Origin of the sequence: Streptomyces abyssomicinicus, from assembly GCF_008974245.1 — a bacterium.
GTDB lineage: Bacteria > Actinomycetota > Actinomycetes > Streptomycetales > Streptomycetaceae > Streptomyces > Streptomyces abyssomicinicus.
Window position 1 is genome coordinate 43,574 of sequence record NZ_BBZI01000009.1, and the last position, 13,501, is coordinate 57,074.

General features: G+C 72.3%; 13 protein-coding genes. 7 read left to right on the forward strand and 6 right to left on the reverse strand.

Annotated features, from left to right (window positions below; all coding sequences use genetic code 11):
* Positions 1 to 183 precede the first annotated feature (183 nt).
* The 5 genes from folP to GBN72_RS20640 all read left to right on the forward strand — a co-directional run bounded on the left by folP (position 184) and on the right by GBN72_RS20640 (position 3,184).
* Positions 184 to 1,044, forward strand: coding sequence for a dihydropteroate synthase (folP, locus tag GBN72_RS20620; RefSeq protein WP_151773374.1), 861 nt, complete (start codon positions 184 to 186; stop codon positions 1,042 to 1,044).
* Between the two features lie 5 nt (positions 1,045 to 1,049).
* Complete coding sequence (locus tag GBN72_RS20625) at positions 1,050 to 1,562, forward strand: nuclear transport factor 2 family protein (protein WP_151773375.1); 513 nt, start codon at positions 1,050 to 1,052, stop codon at positions 1,560 to 1,562.
* 175 nt (positions 1,563 to 1,737) lie between these two features.
* Entirely contained in the window at positions 1,738 to 2,097 is a 360-nt protein-coding gene (gene folB / locus GBN72_RS20630) for a dihydroneopterin aldolase (protein WP_151773376.1), read from the forward strand.
* Entirely contained in the window at positions 2,094 to 2,705 is a 612-nt protein-coding gene (gene folK, locus GBN72_RS20635; protein WP_151773377.1) for a 2-amino-4-hydroxy-6-hydroxymethyldihydropteridine diphosphokinase, read from the forward strand. The genes folB and folK overlap by 4 nt, the downstream gene beginning before the upstream one ends.
* Before the next feature lie 14 nt (positions 2,706 to 2,719).
* Positions 2,720 to 3,184 (forward strand): DUF3180 domain-containing protein, encoded by a 465-nt coding sequence (locus GBN72_RS20640; protein WP_151773378.1) that lies wholly within the window; start codon positions 2,720 to 2,722, stop codon positions 3,182 to 3,184.
* A 57-nt stretch (positions 3,185 to 3,241) separates the two neighbouring features.
* Here the strand turns inward: GBN72_RS20640 and folE are convergent, their stop codons facing one another.
* The 6 genes from folE to dacB all read right to left on the reverse strand — a co-directional run bounded on the left by folE (position 3,242) and on the right by dacB (position 10,990).
* Positions 3,242 to 3,847, reverse strand: coding sequence for a GTP cyclohydrolase I FolE (folE, locus tag GBN72_RS20645; protein ID WP_151773379.1), 606 nt, complete (start codon positions 3,845 to 3,847; stop codon positions 3,242 to 3,244).
* A 118-nt stretch (positions 3,848 to 3,965) separates the two neighbouring features.
* Positions 3,966 to 6,014, reverse strand: coding sequence for an ATP-dependent zinc metalloprotease FtsH (ftsH, locus tag GBN72_RS20650; protein ID WP_151773380.1), 2,049 nt, complete (start codon positions 6,012 to 6,014; stop codon positions 3,966 to 3,968).
* A gap of 228 nt (positions 6,015 to 6,242) precedes the next feature.
* The gene (gene hpt, locus GBN72_RS20655; protein ID WP_151773381.1) at positions 6,243 to 6,803 is read right to left on the reverse strand and encodes a hypoxanthine phosphoribosyltransferase; all 561 of its coding nucleotides are present in this window, start codon (positions 6,801 to 6,803) and stop codon (positions 6,243 to 6,245) included.
* Positions 6,804 to 6,913: 110 nt separating this feature from the next.
* The gene (tilS, locus tag GBN72_RS20660) at positions 6,914 to 8,005 is read right to left on the reverse strand and encodes a tRNA lysidine(34) synthetase TilS (protein WP_151773382.1); all 1,092 of its coding nucleotides are present in this window, start codon (positions 8,003 to 8,005) and stop codon (positions 6,914 to 6,916) included.
* Between the two features lie 208 nt (positions 8,006 to 8,213).
* Complete coding sequence (locus GBN72_RS20665) at positions 8,214 to 9,347, reverse strand: zinc-dependent metalloprotease (protein WP_439959787.1); 1,134 nt, start codon at positions 9,345 to 9,347, stop codon at positions 8,214 to 8,216.
* An 86-nt stretch (positions 9,348 to 9,433) separates the two neighbouring features.
* Positions 9,434 to 10,990: a D-alanyl-D-alanine carboxypeptidase/D-alanyl-D-alanine endopeptidase gene (gene dacB / locus GBN72_RS20670; RefSeq protein ID WP_246212704.1), complete on the reverse strand. Its 1,557-nt coding sequence runs from the start codon at positions 10,988 to 10,990 to the stop codon at positions 9,434 to 9,436.
* A gap of 144 nt (positions 10,991 to 11,134) precedes the next feature.
* On the opposite strand from dacB, the gene GBN72_RS20675 reads away from it, so the two are divergent.
* Together GBN72_RS20675 and GBN72_RS20680 are read left to right on the forward strand one after the other, a co-directional pair.
* Positions 11,135 to 11,626, forward strand: a complete 492-nt coding sequence (locus GBN72_RS20675) for an inorganic diphosphatase (RefSeq protein ID WP_151773752.1) — start codon at positions 11,135 to 11,137, stop codon at positions 11,624 to 11,626.
* A gap of 131 nt (positions 11,627 to 11,757) precedes the next feature.
* Complete coding sequence (locus GBN72_RS20680; protein WP_246212706.1) at positions 11,758 to 13,428, forward strand: threonine/serine exporter family protein; 1,671 nt, start codon at positions 11,758 to 11,760, stop codon at positions 13,426 to 13,428.
* Positions 13,429 to 13,501: the final 73 nt, after the last annotated feature.

The following is a 13,501-nucleotide window of genomic DNA, read 5'->3' on the forward strand; positions in this document are numbered from 1 at the left end:
GCGTAGGCGGCCGTGGACGCCCGGGAAGGCAAAATCGGCGGCTCCGCTTTCCGTCCGGACATTCCCGTTTCTTGATCAGATCTGCGGAGACCCCGCTCCGCATCCCGGTTTGCACCACTTCGCAGGCCCTTCGCCGGGCCGACGGGGTCGGCGCGCCCCTGCCCGGCCGCCTAGGCTGGTCGCATGAGCAAGCAGTGCGTACGCGGCCACGTGGCGGGCCTTCCGACGTGGGACCGCTGCGCGGTCATGGGCGTCGTCAACGTGACTCCGGACTCCTTCTCCGACGGTGGCCGGTGGTTCGACACCACTGCGGCGATCAAGCGCGGCCTGGACCTCGTCGCGGAAGGCGCCGACCTGGCCGACGTGGGCGGCGAGTCCACCCGGCCCGGCGCCACCCGGGTGGACGAGGCGGAGGAGCTGCGCCGGGTGATCCCGGTGGTCCGCGGGCTGGCCGCGGAGGGGGTCGTCGTCTCGGTCGACACCATGCGCGCCTCGGTCGCCGAGAAGGCCCTGGCCGCGGGCGCCGTCATGGTCAACGACGTCAGCGCCGGCCTCGCCGACCCGGCGATGATCCCCGTGGTCGCCGCCGCGGGCGCGCCGTTCGTGGTGATGCACTGGCGCGGCCTGCTGGAGGGCGCCAACATCCCCGGCCGCTACGCCGACGTGGTCCGCGAGGTCGTCGACGAGATCCGCGAACGGGTGGACGCCGCCGTCGCGGGAGGGGTCGACCCCGAGCGGATCGTGGTCGACCCCGGCCTCGGCTTCTCCAAGGGCGCCGAGGACGACCTCGCCCTCCTCGCCCACCTCGACCGCCTCTTCGGGCTCGGACGGCCGGTGCTGGTCGCCGCCTCGCGCAAGCGCTTCCTGGGCCAGGTCCTGGCCGGTCCCCACGGCACCCCGCCGCCCGCCCGGGAACGGGACGCCGCCACCGCCGCCGTCTCCATGCTCGCCGCCCAGCGGGGGGCGTGGGCCGTACGGGTCCACGAGGTCCGCGCCTCGGCCGACGCGGTGCGGGTCGCCGCCGCGGTCGAAGGGGCCAGGTGATCGCGGTGAGCGCCGCGCACACGGACGTCGAGCAGGTCGAACTCGCCAACACGGCCTTCTACGAGGCGATCGAGCAGGGCGACTTCGACGAGCTCTCCGCCCTCTGGCTCTCCCCCGCCGACCTGGGCGTCGACGAGACGTACCACGACCCCGCGGAGACGGGGGTGATCTCCTGCGTCCACCCCGGCTGGCCTGCCCTGAACGGACGTGGCGAGGTGCTGCGGTCCTACGCCCTGATCATGGCGAACACGGATTACATCCAGTTCTTCCTGACCGACGTGCACGTCTCGGTCACCGGGGACACCGCCGTGGTCACCTGCACCGAGAACATCCTCAGCGGCGGCCCGCCGCCCGAGGAGGGCGAGGATCCCGGCCCGCTGCTCGGGCAGCTCGTGGTGGCGACCAACGTGTTCCGGCGCACCCCCTCCGGCTGGAAGATGTGGTCCCACCACGCCTCCCCGGTCCTCACCGAGTCCGACGAGGACGAGGAGCCGGAGGAACCCGACATTCCGGCGTGACTCCCCCGCCCGCGATTGAGGTTGTGGCGCACGGGGTAGTGGCCGTCTTCGGCCGGTCGCACTCCCCCGACGAGGAGGAACGCCGACGCCCACGGGTAGATTCAGTGCCAGTGGGCGCCCTCGCGCATCCGGCGCGGAACCGGCCCCTCACCGACGACTGCAGGAGTGATTCGTAGTGGATCGTGTCGCGCTGCGCGGCCTCAAGGGCCACGGCCACCACGGCGTGTTCCCCGAGGAGCGCGAGACGGGCCAGACCTTCGTGGTGGACGTCGTCCTGGGGCTCGACACCCGGCCCGCCGCGGCCGGCGACGACCTGACGAAGACCGTCCACTACGGCATCCTCGCCGAGGAGGTCGTGGGCGTCGTGGAGGGCGAACCGGTCGACCTGATCGAGACGCTCGCCGAGCGCATCGCCGCGGTCTGCCTCAGGAACGAGATCGTGGCGGAGGTCGAGGTCTGCGTCCACAAGCCGGGCGCGCCCATCACCGTTCCGTTCGACGACGTGACCGTCACCATCAACCGGAGCCGTGTATGACCCCCTCGCGCCTTCCCGGGTCCCCCGACCCCACGGTCCAGCCGGTGCCGGTGTCCGTCGTCGAGGCGGTGGACGCCGCTGACTCCACGCTCTCCAACCCCCGGCAGGCCGTGCTGTCCGTCGGCTCCAACCTCGGCAACCGGATGGAGAACCTCCAGGGCGCCGTCGACGCGCTGGAGGACACCCCTGGCATCCGGATCAAGGCCGTGTCGCCCGTCTACGAGACGGCGCCCTGGGGTGTCGAGCCGGGGGCCCAGCCGAACTACCTGAACGCGGTCGTGATCCTCCGGACGACCCTGCCGCCCTCTTCCCTGCTGGAGCGGGCCCAGGCCGTCGAGGAGGCGTTCCACCGCACGCGCGGCGAGCGGTGGGCGGCCAGGACGCTGGACGTGGACATCGTCGCCTACGAGGGCCGGGTCTCCGACGATCCGGTGCTCACCCTGCCGCACCCGCGTGCCCACGAGCGCGCCTTCGTGCTGGCGCCGTGGCTGGACGCGGACGGGTCCGCCGAGATCCCCGGCCGGGGGCGGGTCGCCGACCTGCTGGCCTCGGTCACCCGCGAGGGCGTGGCACGGCGTGAGGACCTGGAACTCCGCCTGCCCGAATGACGTTGAGAGGCACCGTGAGAGAGCTGCGGATCAGGACCCTGGCCCTGGCGTTCGTCGCCGTCGGACTGCTCGCCTGGGCGGGAGCCCGGCTGTGGCAGGCATTCGGGTCGCTGCCGGGTGTCCCGGCCGCGGCCCCGTTCGTCCTGGCGCTGATCGCCGTGGGGCTGCTGGCCGGTGCGCTGTCGCTGCGGGCACGCCTCAAGGCGCAGCGGGAGCGGCGGCCGGGGGCCAAGGGAGTCAACCCGCTGCTGGCCACCCGCGCGGTCGTGCTCGCGCAGGCGTCCGCCCTGGTGGCGGCACCGGTCGCGGGGCTCTACGCGGGCGTCGCGGTCTTCCTCCTGGAGTCCCTGGAGGTCCCCGCCCGCCGGGGCCAGGCGCTCACGGCGGGGTTCGCGGCGCTCGCCGGCGTCGCGGTCGTCGCCGCGGCCCTCTACCTCCAGCGCGTGTGCCGGCTCCCGGAGGACGAGGAAGAGGCGTGACACCCCCTGGCGCCGGCTGCCGGCCGGCGCCACGACGGGATCGCCCGCCGGCGTGGGTCAGCGGGCCATGATGAGGCTCATCGCCTCCGCCCGCGTGGCGGAATCGCGCAGCTGCCCGCGCACCGCGGAGGTTATCGTCTTCGCGCCCGGCTTCCGGATCCCGCGCATGGACATGCACATGTGCTCGCACTCCACGACCACGATCACGCCACGCGGCTCGAGGATCTCCATCAGGGAGTCCGCGATCTGCGTCGTCATCCGCTCCTGCACCTGCGGACGCCGAGCGTAGACGTCGACCAGCCGCGCCAGCTTGGACAGCCCGGTGATCTTGCCGGTGGTGGACGGGATGTACCCCACGTGCGCCACCCCGCGGAACGGCACCAGGTGATGTTCGCAGGTCGAGTAGACCTCGATGTCCTTGACCAGCACCATCTCGTCGTGGCCCAGGTCGAACGTCGTGGTCAGCACGTCCTCCGGCTCCTGCCGGAGCCCGGCGAAGATCTCCTTGTAGGCCCGCGCGACCCGTGCCGGCGTCTCCCGCAGGCCCTCGCGGTCAGGGTCCTCGCCGACCGCGATGAGCAGTTCCCGGACAGCGCTCTCGGCCCGCTTCTCGTCGAAGAAGCCGATGGCGATCTGTCCGTCCAGCGTCACGGGGTCGGTCATGTGAAGTGCCTCGTTCCTCAGGCTGACTGTGCAGATGGCGCACTGTGCGAAAGGGCGCGCCCCCAAGGCTAGAACCTGGGGGGCGCGCCCTTCATTCCGGGCTGTCCGGCGGCGTGACTCAGCTCTCGGGCCGGTCCTGCCCGCCCTCCGGACGCGGCTCCTGGGCAGGCTCGGCACCCGTGGCGCCACCCGTGAGGGTCTTGCCGGTGGTGCCGGCGCCGTTGCCGCCGTTGGTCAGCGCGAGCTCCCGCGGGGAGAGCACCGGAGGCCGGGTGGACGGCGTGCGACGGGAGGAGCCCGTCCAGGCCGGCCGCGGCGGACGCTTGACGATCGGGGCGAAGACCTCGGCGATCTCCTCCTTGTTCAGCGTCTCCTTCTCCAGCAGCGCCAGCACGAGGTTGTCGAGGACGTCGCGGTTCTCGACCAGGATCTCCCAGGCCTCGTTGTGCGCGTTCTCGATGAGCTTCTTGACCTCTTCGTCGACGAGCGCGGCGATCTCCTCGGAGTAGTCGCGCTGGTGCGCCATCTCCCGGCCGAGGAACGGCTCGGTGTTGTCGCCGCCGAACTTGATCGCGCCGAGGCGCTCGGTCATGCCGTACTGGGTGACCATCGCGCGGGCGAGACCCGTGGCCTTCTCGATGTCGTTGGCCGCGCCCGTGGTCGGGTCGTGGAACACCAGTTCCTCGGCCGCCCGGCCGCCCAGCATGTAGGCGAGCTGGTCGAGCATCTCGTTGCGGGTGGTCGAGTACTTGTCCTCGTCGGGCAGGACCATGGTGTAGCCCAGGGCCCGGCCGCGGCTCAGGATGGTGATCTTGTGCACCGGGTCGGAGTTGGGCGAGGCCGCCGCGACCAGGGCGTGACCGCCCTCGTGGTACGCGGTGATCTTCTTCTCCTTGTCCGACATGATCCGGGTCCGCTTCTGCGGGCCCGCGACCACACGGTCGATCGCCTCGTCCAGCATGTGGTTGTCGATCAGCTTCTTGTCGCTGCGGGCCGTCAGGAGCGCGGCCTCGTTCAGGACGTTCGCCAGATCGGCACCGGTCATGCCGGGGGTACGGCGGGCGACCGCGGTCAGGTCGACGTCGGGCGCGACCGGCTTGCCCTTCTGGTGGACCTTCAGGATCTCCAGGCGGCCCTGCATGTCCGGCCGGTCCACCGCGATCTGACGGTCGAAGCGGCCCGGGCGCAGCAGCGCCGGGTCGAGGATGTCCGGGCGGTTGGTGGCGGCGATGAGGATGACGCCGCCCTTCACGTCGAAGCCGTCCATCTCGACGAGGAGCTGGTTCAGCGTCTGCTCGCGCTCGTCGTGACCGCCGCCGAGGCCGGCGCCGCGGTGGCGGCCGACCGCGTCGATCTCGTCGACGAACACGATGGCCGGGGCGTTCGCCTTGGCCTGCTCGAACAGGTCACGGACGCGGGAGGCGCCGACACCGACGAACATCTCGACGAAGTCGGAACCGGAGATCGAGTAGAACGGCACGCCCGCCTCACCCGCGACGGCGCGGGCCAGCAGGGTCTTACCGGTACCGGGCGGGCCGTAGAGCAGCACACCCTTGGGGATCTTGGCGCCGACGGCCTGGAACTTCGCGGGCTCCTGCAGGAACTCCTTGATCTCGTGGAGCTCCTCCACCGCCTCGTCCGAGCCGGCCACATCGGCGAAGGTGGTCTTGGGGGTGTCCTTGGTGATGAGCTTGGCCTTGGACTTCCCGAAGTTCATGACCCGGGAGCCGCCGCCCTGCATCTGGTTCATCAGGAACAGGAAGACCAGGACCAGCAGGAGGAACGGCAGCAGGGACAGCAGGAAGCCGAGGACCGGGTTGGTCTTCGACTCCGACACCGTGTAGCCGTCCGGGATCTTCTTGTCCTCGAACTTCTGCTGCAGCACGTCGGCCAGGTCGTCACCCTGGCTGCCGATGTAGTTCGCCTGGATCTTGGAGGCCTTCTCGACCTCCTGGCCCTTCTTGAGCTCGACCTTGATGGTCCGCTCGTCACCGGTGGTCAGCTGCGCCGACTGCACCCTGTCGTCGTTGATCGCCTGAACGACCTTGCCGGTGTCCACCGATTCGTAACCGCCGGACCTGCCGACGACCGTCATCAACACGACCACGGCAAGGACGGCCAGCACGATCCACATGACCGGCCCACGGAAGTATCGCTTCACGTCCATCCATACGGAGCGATGCCGCCCCGTCCCTCCTGCCATCGTGAGATTTGATAAAGGCTGTTCTTCGGACGGTACCCCAGCATCGTCCACCGAAGCGGCATGGGACGTCCGACGATCCTTCTACGGATACTCCAACGGCCCGCGAGCGCCAACGGTTCCCGGCCGCCGCGGCCGGGCCCGGCTGGTTGCTCCAGGTGGCCGCCGCGGCCGGTGAGAGCCACCGGCAGCGGTTCAGCCGCCGTAGACGTGAGGTGCGAGCGTGCCGACGAACGGCAGGTTGCGGTACTTCTCCGAGTAGTCCAGGCCGTAGCCGACGACGAACTCGTTGGGGATGTCGAAGCCGACCCACTCGACGTCGATGGCGACCTTGGCGGCCTCCGGCTTGCGCAGCAGCGTGCACACCTTGAGGGAGGCCGGCTCGCGGCCGCCCAGGTTGGAGATCAGCCAGGAAAGGGTGAGGCCGGAGTCGATGATGTCCTCGACGATCAGGACGTCGCGGCCCTTGATGTCCGTGTCCAGGTCCTTGAGGATCCGCACGACGCCCGAGGACTTGGTGCCGGCGCCGTAGGACGACACCGCCATCCAGTCCATGGTGACGGGGGTGGACAACGCCCGCGCGAGATCCGCCATGACCATGACGGCGCCCTTGAGGACACCGACGATCAGCAGATCCTTGCCCGCGTACTCCTCGTCGATCTTCGCGGCCAGTTCGGCCAGCTTGGCGTCGATCTCTTCCTTGGTGATGAGCACCTGCTGGAGATCGGCGCCCATGTCTTTCGCGTCCACCCGCATCACTTTCGGTCGTCCCGCTGGAATGGCCGCGCGAGCCGCGCGGCGCGGCTCGCGCACAGGCCGAACGGCCCCGGTCCGGTTCCCGAGGGAGACCGGGCGAGGTCCGGTGGTCAGCCTTGCCGGATCACCAGTCTGCCACCCTGCCGTCGGGCGACGACGCGACCGGGCAGGTTGATGGCTCCCTGACCCCTCCAACCGGTGATGAGCCGGTCGATCTCCTCGATGTGCCGGGCGAACAGGGAGCCCGCCGGGGCGCCGGCGTCGATGGCCGCCCGGCGCAGGACGCGACGGCGGACGGCCGGCGGCAGGGTCTCCAGCTTGGCGCACTCCAGGAAGCCCGAGTCGTCCCGGACGGCGGACTCGGCCTGGCCGGCCCAGGCGTCCAGCGCGTCCGCGTCGTCCCGGGAGAGCTGGGCCGTGCGGGCGAGCGCCTCGACGACGCCCTTGCCCAGGGCCTTCTCCAGCGCGGGCAGGCCCTCGTGGCGCAGCCGGGAGCGGGTGTAGGAGGGGTCGGTGTTGTGCGGGTCGTCCCAGACGGGGAGGGACTGGGCCATGCACGCCGTGCGGGCCGTCTGGCGGTCCAGGGCGAGGAAGGGGCGCCGGTAACGGCCGCCGGTCCCGGAGATCGCGGCCATGCCGGACAGCGAGCGGATGCCGGAGCCGCGGGCGAGGCCGAGCAGCACCGTCTCGGCCTGGTCGTCACGGGTGTGGCCGAGGAGGACGGCTGCGGCGCCGAACCGGGCGGCGGCCTCGTCCAGGGCGGCGTACCGGGCGTCCCGGGCGGCGGCCTCGGGGCCGCCCTCCCGGCCGACGGTGACGGCGACCGACTCGCAGGGGTCGAGGCCGAGCTCGCCCAGTCGCTGCACCACCTCGGCGGCGCGGACGTCCGAGCCGGACTGAAGGCCGTGGTCGACCGTGACGCCGCCGGCCCGGATTCCCAGCTTGGGGGCCTCGAAGGCGAGGGCGGAGGCCAGCGCCATGGAGTCGGCGCCGCCGGAGCAGGCGACCAGCACCAGCGGCCCGGGGCCCACCGCGGGATCGGCGGCCGGTTCCGCCACCGCGACCCGGGCGCGGACGGCGTCGCGCGCTCCGGCGGAGGCGGCGCGGGCGGAGGTGAGCGTCGATCCGTGCTCGGCGAGGATGTCGTTGAGGACGCGGCGGACCGCCAGGCGTATCGCCGCGACCGCTGGATGGGGACCCATTGTCCGGTTCCCTTCATGAAGTTGTTCGGGGAAGCCGACCCGCAGGACGGTCACACAGAGTGCGTTGATGGTGACAGAAACAGGTCGGTATCCGAGCATCGCACGCCCGCCTTGGGAACACGGTCCCTCGGAAGGGTGATTGATCAGGCGTTGCCCTGCCGCCAACCGGATGCACTTGTTCCATATTCGGTCACGGGCTGTGCTTCCGTCAGCCCGCGCTTCCGGCCGGTCCGTGGACCCGGGCCACCCAGTCGGACGGCGCGTGGATCTCGGCCGGGGTCGGCAGGGTGTTGGGCGAGGTCCAGGCACGGTTGAAGCCGTCCATGCCGACCTGCTCGACGACCGCCCGCACGAACCGCTCACCGTCCCGGTACTGGCGCAGCTTGGCATCCAGGCCGAGCAGCTTGCGGAGCATCAGGTCCATCCGCGACGCCCCCTTGGCGCGGCGCTGCTGGAACTTCTCACGGATCTCCGCCACCGAGCCGACCACCTCGGGCCCGACGCCGTCCATCACGTAGTCGGCGTGCCCCTCCAGGAGCGACATCACGGCCGTGATCCGGCCGAGGACCTCCCGCTGGGCGGGCGTCTGGACCAGGTCGACCAGCGACCTCTCCTCGGCCGCGTCCCGGTCGTCGTCGCCGCGGCCGCCCACCAGGGACTGCGCGGCGTCACGGATCCGCTCGAGCATCTGGCCCGGGTCGACGTCGGTCTCGGCCAGGAAGGTCTGGATCTCGCCCCGCAGGTGGTCCCGCAGCCAGGGCACCGCGGAGAACTGGGTGCGGTGGGTCTCCTCGTGCAGGCAGACCCAGAGCCGGAAGTCCGAGGGATCGACGTCCAGTTCGCGCTCCACCTGGACGATGTTGGGCGCGACCAGCAGGAGCCTGCCGCCGCCGTTCTCCCCGCCGGGCAGCTCGTCGCCGGCGGGCGCGAAGGTCTCGTACTGGCCGAGCACCCGGGAGGCCAGGAAGGAGAGCAGCACGCCCAGTTCCACGCCGGTGACCTTGCCGCCCAGCGCGCCCACCACGGCGCTGCCCGGCTTGCCCGCCCTGCGCTCCTGCATCTTGCCGAGCAGGGGACGCAGGATCTCCCGGAAGCCCGCCACGTTGGCCTTGGCCCAGCCGGGCCGGTCGACGACGAGCACCGGGGTGTCGTGCACCTCGTCCCCACCCATCCGGGTGAAGGCCCGGACGTGCCCCTCCGAGGCCTTCGCGTGCCGGCGCAGCTCGGCCACGACGGCCCGCGCCTCCTCGCGGCCGACCTCCGGGCCCGGCCGCGCAAGCCGGGCGGCGGTCGCCACCGCGAGATCCCAGTCGACCATCTCCGTACCACGGAAGCTCGTCATGCCGTCAACGGTACGGGAGGGCACGTCCTGACGTCCGGTCCCGGCAACGGGGTCCGGGCCGTTGGCACCACCGTGCCACGGCGCCGTCAGCCCCGGCAGCCGCAGGCGGCCACGCTTGCGGCCAGGCGATCGAGCGCGGTCTCGGCCGGGACCTTCGCGGGGGTCCCCTCGGCCAGGAAGGCGAAGGCGAGCAGCCGCCCTCCGGCGTCGACGGCCGTTCCGGCCAGGGTGTTCACGCCGGTCAGGGTGCCGGTCTTGGCGCGCACCACCCCGGCGGCCCCGCCGTCCGCCGCCCGGGCGCTGAGCGTTCCGCTGAACCCGGCGACCGGCATTCCGGTGAGGACGGGGCGCAGCTCGGGACGGCCGGGGTCGGCGGCCGTGGTCAGCAGCCGGGTGAGCGCGCGGGCGCTGAGCCGGTCACCGCGCCCCAGACCGCTCCCGTCCGCGAACCGGACGCCCGCCAGGGGCACTCCCAGCCGCTTCAGCTCGGCGCGGATCGCGGTCCCGCCGCCGGCGAAACTGGCCTCCCGCCCGTCCGCCACGGCGGTCTGACGGGCCAGCGCCTCGGCGATGTCGTTGTCGCTGTTGGTCATCATCCGCTCGACCTGGGCGGCCAGCGGGGCGGAACGCACCTGGGCCACCGGGTCCGCCTTCTTCGCGGCCTTCCCCGGAGCGGGCGCGCCTGCCCGGATCCCCCTCTTCTCCAGCAGGTCGGCGAAGACGCCGGCGGTGTGCGCCGCGGGGTCCGCCACCCGCGGGGCCGGACCGTGGTCGGAGTCGTCGGCGCGGCCCTCGTCGACCATGAGCGCGGTGACCGGAGAGATATTCGGATTGACCCCGATCGGGTGAACCTCGGGGCCCTTGAAGAGGGAGGTGTCGTACCGGAGGACGACCTCCTCGACGCCCTGCCGCCGCAGCGCGGCGGCGGTCAGGGCGGCCAGCTCCCGCAGGCTCGCCCACCGGCCCGGCTTCTCACGGGCCGTCAGCGTGGGGTCTCCCCCGCCGACCAGGACCAGCTCCCGGACGGCCTTGCCCTTGTCCCCGTCCCTGCGCTCACCCTCGCCCGCGCCCTTCGCGGCGGCGCCGTCGGGCTGGAGCACGGTACGCGTGGTGAACCGGTGGTCGGGCCCCATGGCGGAGAGCGCCGCCACCCCGGTCGCGATCTTGGTGGTGGAGGCCGGGAGGAGGGCGGTGCCCGCACCGCGTTCGAAGAGCGTGCGTCCGGTGGCCACGTCCACCACCGCGGCGGAACGGCGGGACCCCAGAGCCGGATCGTCCAGCAGGGGGCCGAGGACGCGCTCGAGGCCCGCCGTGGTCGGGGCGCCGGCCGCCGAGCCCGCACCGCCCGCCTCATGGCCGTCCGGCACCGCGCCCAGACCGGCGAGCACGGCCACGGCGGCGGGCGCCGTCCCGGGCTCCCGCCCGGTGTCGCCGCCGGCCCCGGCCGGTCCACCGCTGCCGGTGCCGACGGAACCGGGCGCGGGGTGTTCACCCCCCAGTGCCACCGCGTGGGCCCGCTCGGCCGTACGCTGACCGCTGGAGTCCCAGGGACCGGCGGCCGTCACCACCCCGGCGGCCAGCAGGGCCCCGGAGACGGCGGCGCAGACCGTGTACCGCCCGACCGGGTCCGACCAGCGCGCCACCGTTCGGGCAGCCCGCGCGAACGACGGCCGTACAAGCCGCTGTTCCCCCGGCTCCGGCACAACGACCACCCCTTTCGCCAGCACGCACCTGCGTAAGGGACACTTAACCACCAGAACTATGTGCTGATCATGGAGGAGCCACCGGTGGAGTTCGACGTCACGATCGAGATTCCGAAGGGTTCGCGCAACAAGTACGAGGTGGACCACGAGACCGGTCGTATTCGCCTGGACCGGCGACTCTTCACCTCGACGATGTACCCGGCCGACTACGGGTTCGTCGAGAACACCCTCGGCGAGGACGGCGACCCGCTGGACGCCCTCGTCATCCTGGAGGAGCCGACCTTCCCCGGCTGTCTGATCCGCTGCCGCACGATCGGCATGTTCCGGATGACGGACGAGGCCGGCGGCGACGACAAGCTGCTGTGCGTCCCCGCGTCCGACCCGCGCGTGGAGCACCTGCGCGACATCCAGAACGTGTCGGAGTTCGACCGCCTGGAGATCCAGCACTTCTTCGAGGTCTACAAGGACCTCGAGCCCGGCAAGTCCGTCGAGGGCGCCGACTGGGTCGGCCGCGCCGAGGCCGAGGCCGAGATCGAGCGCTCCTACACGCGCTTCAAGGAGCAGGGCGGTCACTGACCGCCGCTGCGCCCGACGCGTCGGGCGGGCCACGGGCCGCGTCAACCCACAGGGGTGGCGCGGCCCTGCCGCGTTCAGGGCCGCCTACCCTGGGTACGCGGCACACCGATCATGAACTGCCGGGAGCAAGGGTGACGACCGAGGCGGAGGACCGCAGGTCCCAGAGCGACGAGGCGAGGAGCGCTTTCGCACCTCCGCCGGGTGTCGTCGCGGTCCCGCCTCCCGTGGACAACGAGTCGTCGACGACCTCGGAGTTCGCGGTCCCGGAGGGCCTGGTTCCGCCGGAGCCTCCGCCGTCCGAGCGTACCGAGGGGTCCGCGTTCCGGCGGCCGTCCGCCACCACCGGTCAGCATCCGCTGCCCCCTGCCGCCTTCACCCCGGCGGCCGGCATCCCCGCCGTCCGGCTGACCCGGGACGTGCCCTGGCAGGACCGGATGCGGACCATGCTGCGGATGCCCGTCTCGGACCGCCCCGCGCCGGAGGTCGTGCACCGGGGGGAGGACGAGACCCGTCCCGCGGTGCCGCGCGTTCTCGACCTCGCGCTGCGCATCGGTGAGCTGCTGCTGGCGGGCGGCGAGGGTTCGGAGGACGTCGAGGGCGCCATGTTCGCCGTCTGCCGGGCCTACGGCCTGGACCGCGTGGAGCCCAACGTCACCTTCACCATGGTCTCCATCTCCTACCAGCCCTCGCTGGTCGAGCCGCCCGTCTCCGCCTCCCGTACCGTGCGCCGCCGCGGCACCGACTACACCCGGCTGGCCGCCGTCTTCGCGCTGGTCGACGACCTGAGCGACACGGACGAGGCCAGCCCGGTCACCCTGGAGGAGGCCTACCACCGGCTCGGCGAGATACGGCGCAACCGGCACCCGTACCCGACCTGGGTGCTCACCGTCTCCGCCGGTCTGCTGGCCGGCGCGGCCTCCGTGCTGGTCGGCGGTGGTCCGCTGGTGTTCCTCGCGGCGGCGGCCGGCGCGATGCTCGGCGACCGGCTGGCGTGGCTCTGCGCGGCACGCGGGCTGCCGGAGTTCTACCAGTTCGTGGTCGCCGCGATGCCGCCGGCCGCGATAGGGGTGGCGCTCACCATCGCCCATGCCGACGTGCGGGCCTCGGCGGTGATCACCGGTGGTCTCTTCGCCCTGCTGCCTGGAAGGGCCCTGGTGGCGGGTGTCCAGGACGGCCTGACGGGCTTCTACATCACGGCCGCCGCGCGCCTGCTGGAGGTGATGTACTTCTTCGTGGGCATCGTCACCGGAGTGCTGATCATCCTGTACTTCGGGGTGCAGCTCGGCGCCCAGCTCAACCCGGACGCGTCGCTGGCGGTCACCGAACGCCCGGTGGTGCAGATCTTCGCCTCCATGCTGCTGTCGCTGACCTTCGCGGTGCTGCTCCAGCAGGAGCGGTCGACGGTGCTGCTGGTGACGTTGAACGGCGGCGTCGCCTGGGTCGTGTACGGCGCGCTGCACTACGCGGGCGGCCTCTCCCCGGTCGCCTCCACGGCGGTGGCGGCGGGGCTGGTGGGCCTCTTCGGCCAGCTGCTCTCCCGCTACCGGTTCGCCTCGGCGCTGCCGTACACCACGGCGGCGATCGGCCCGCTGCTGCCGGGCTCTTCGACGTACTTCGGTCTGCTGGGGTTCGCCCAGAACAACCTCGACCGCGGCGCGGCCTCGCTGAGCCAGGCGGCGGCGCTGGCCATCGCGATCGCCATCGGCGTGAACCTGGGGTCGGAGATCTCCCGGCTCTTCCTGCGCCTTCCGGGTGAGGCCGCGGAGCGCCGCAAGGCGGCGAAGCGGACGCGGGGCTTCTGACCTTCGCCCCCGGCCGCCCGCCCGGCTCGTACGTGCTGGGCCCGCTCCCCCTGGTGGCCCGCGCCCACCCCCG

Coding starts and splice junctions, on each gene's coding strand:
- folP (WP_151773374.1), top strand. CDS start 184: ATGAGCAAGCAGTGCGTACGCGGCCACGTGGCGGGCCTTCCGACGTGG.
- folK (WP_151773377.1), top strand. CDS start 2,094: ATGACCCCCTCGCGCCTTCCCGGGTCCCCCGACCCCACGGTCCAGCCG.
- folE (WP_151773379.1), bottom strand. CDS start 3,847: ATGACCGACCCCGTGACGCTGGACGGACAGATCGCCATCGGCTTCTTC.
- ftsH (WP_151773380.1), bottom strand. CDS start 6,014: ATGGACGTGAAGCGATACTTCCGTGGGCCGGTCATGTGGATCGTGCTG.
- hpt (WP_151773381.1), bottom strand. CDS start 6,803: ATGCGGGTGGACGCGAAAGACATGGGCGCCGATCTCCAGCAGGTGCTC.
- tilS (WP_151773382.1), bottom strand. CDS start 8,005: ATGGGTCCCCATCCAGCGGTCGCGGCGATACGCCTGGCGGTCCGCCGC.
- GBN72_RS20665 (WP_439959787.1), bottom strand. CDS start 9,347: ATGACGAGCTTCCGTGGTACGGAGATGGTCGACTGGGATCTCGCGGTG.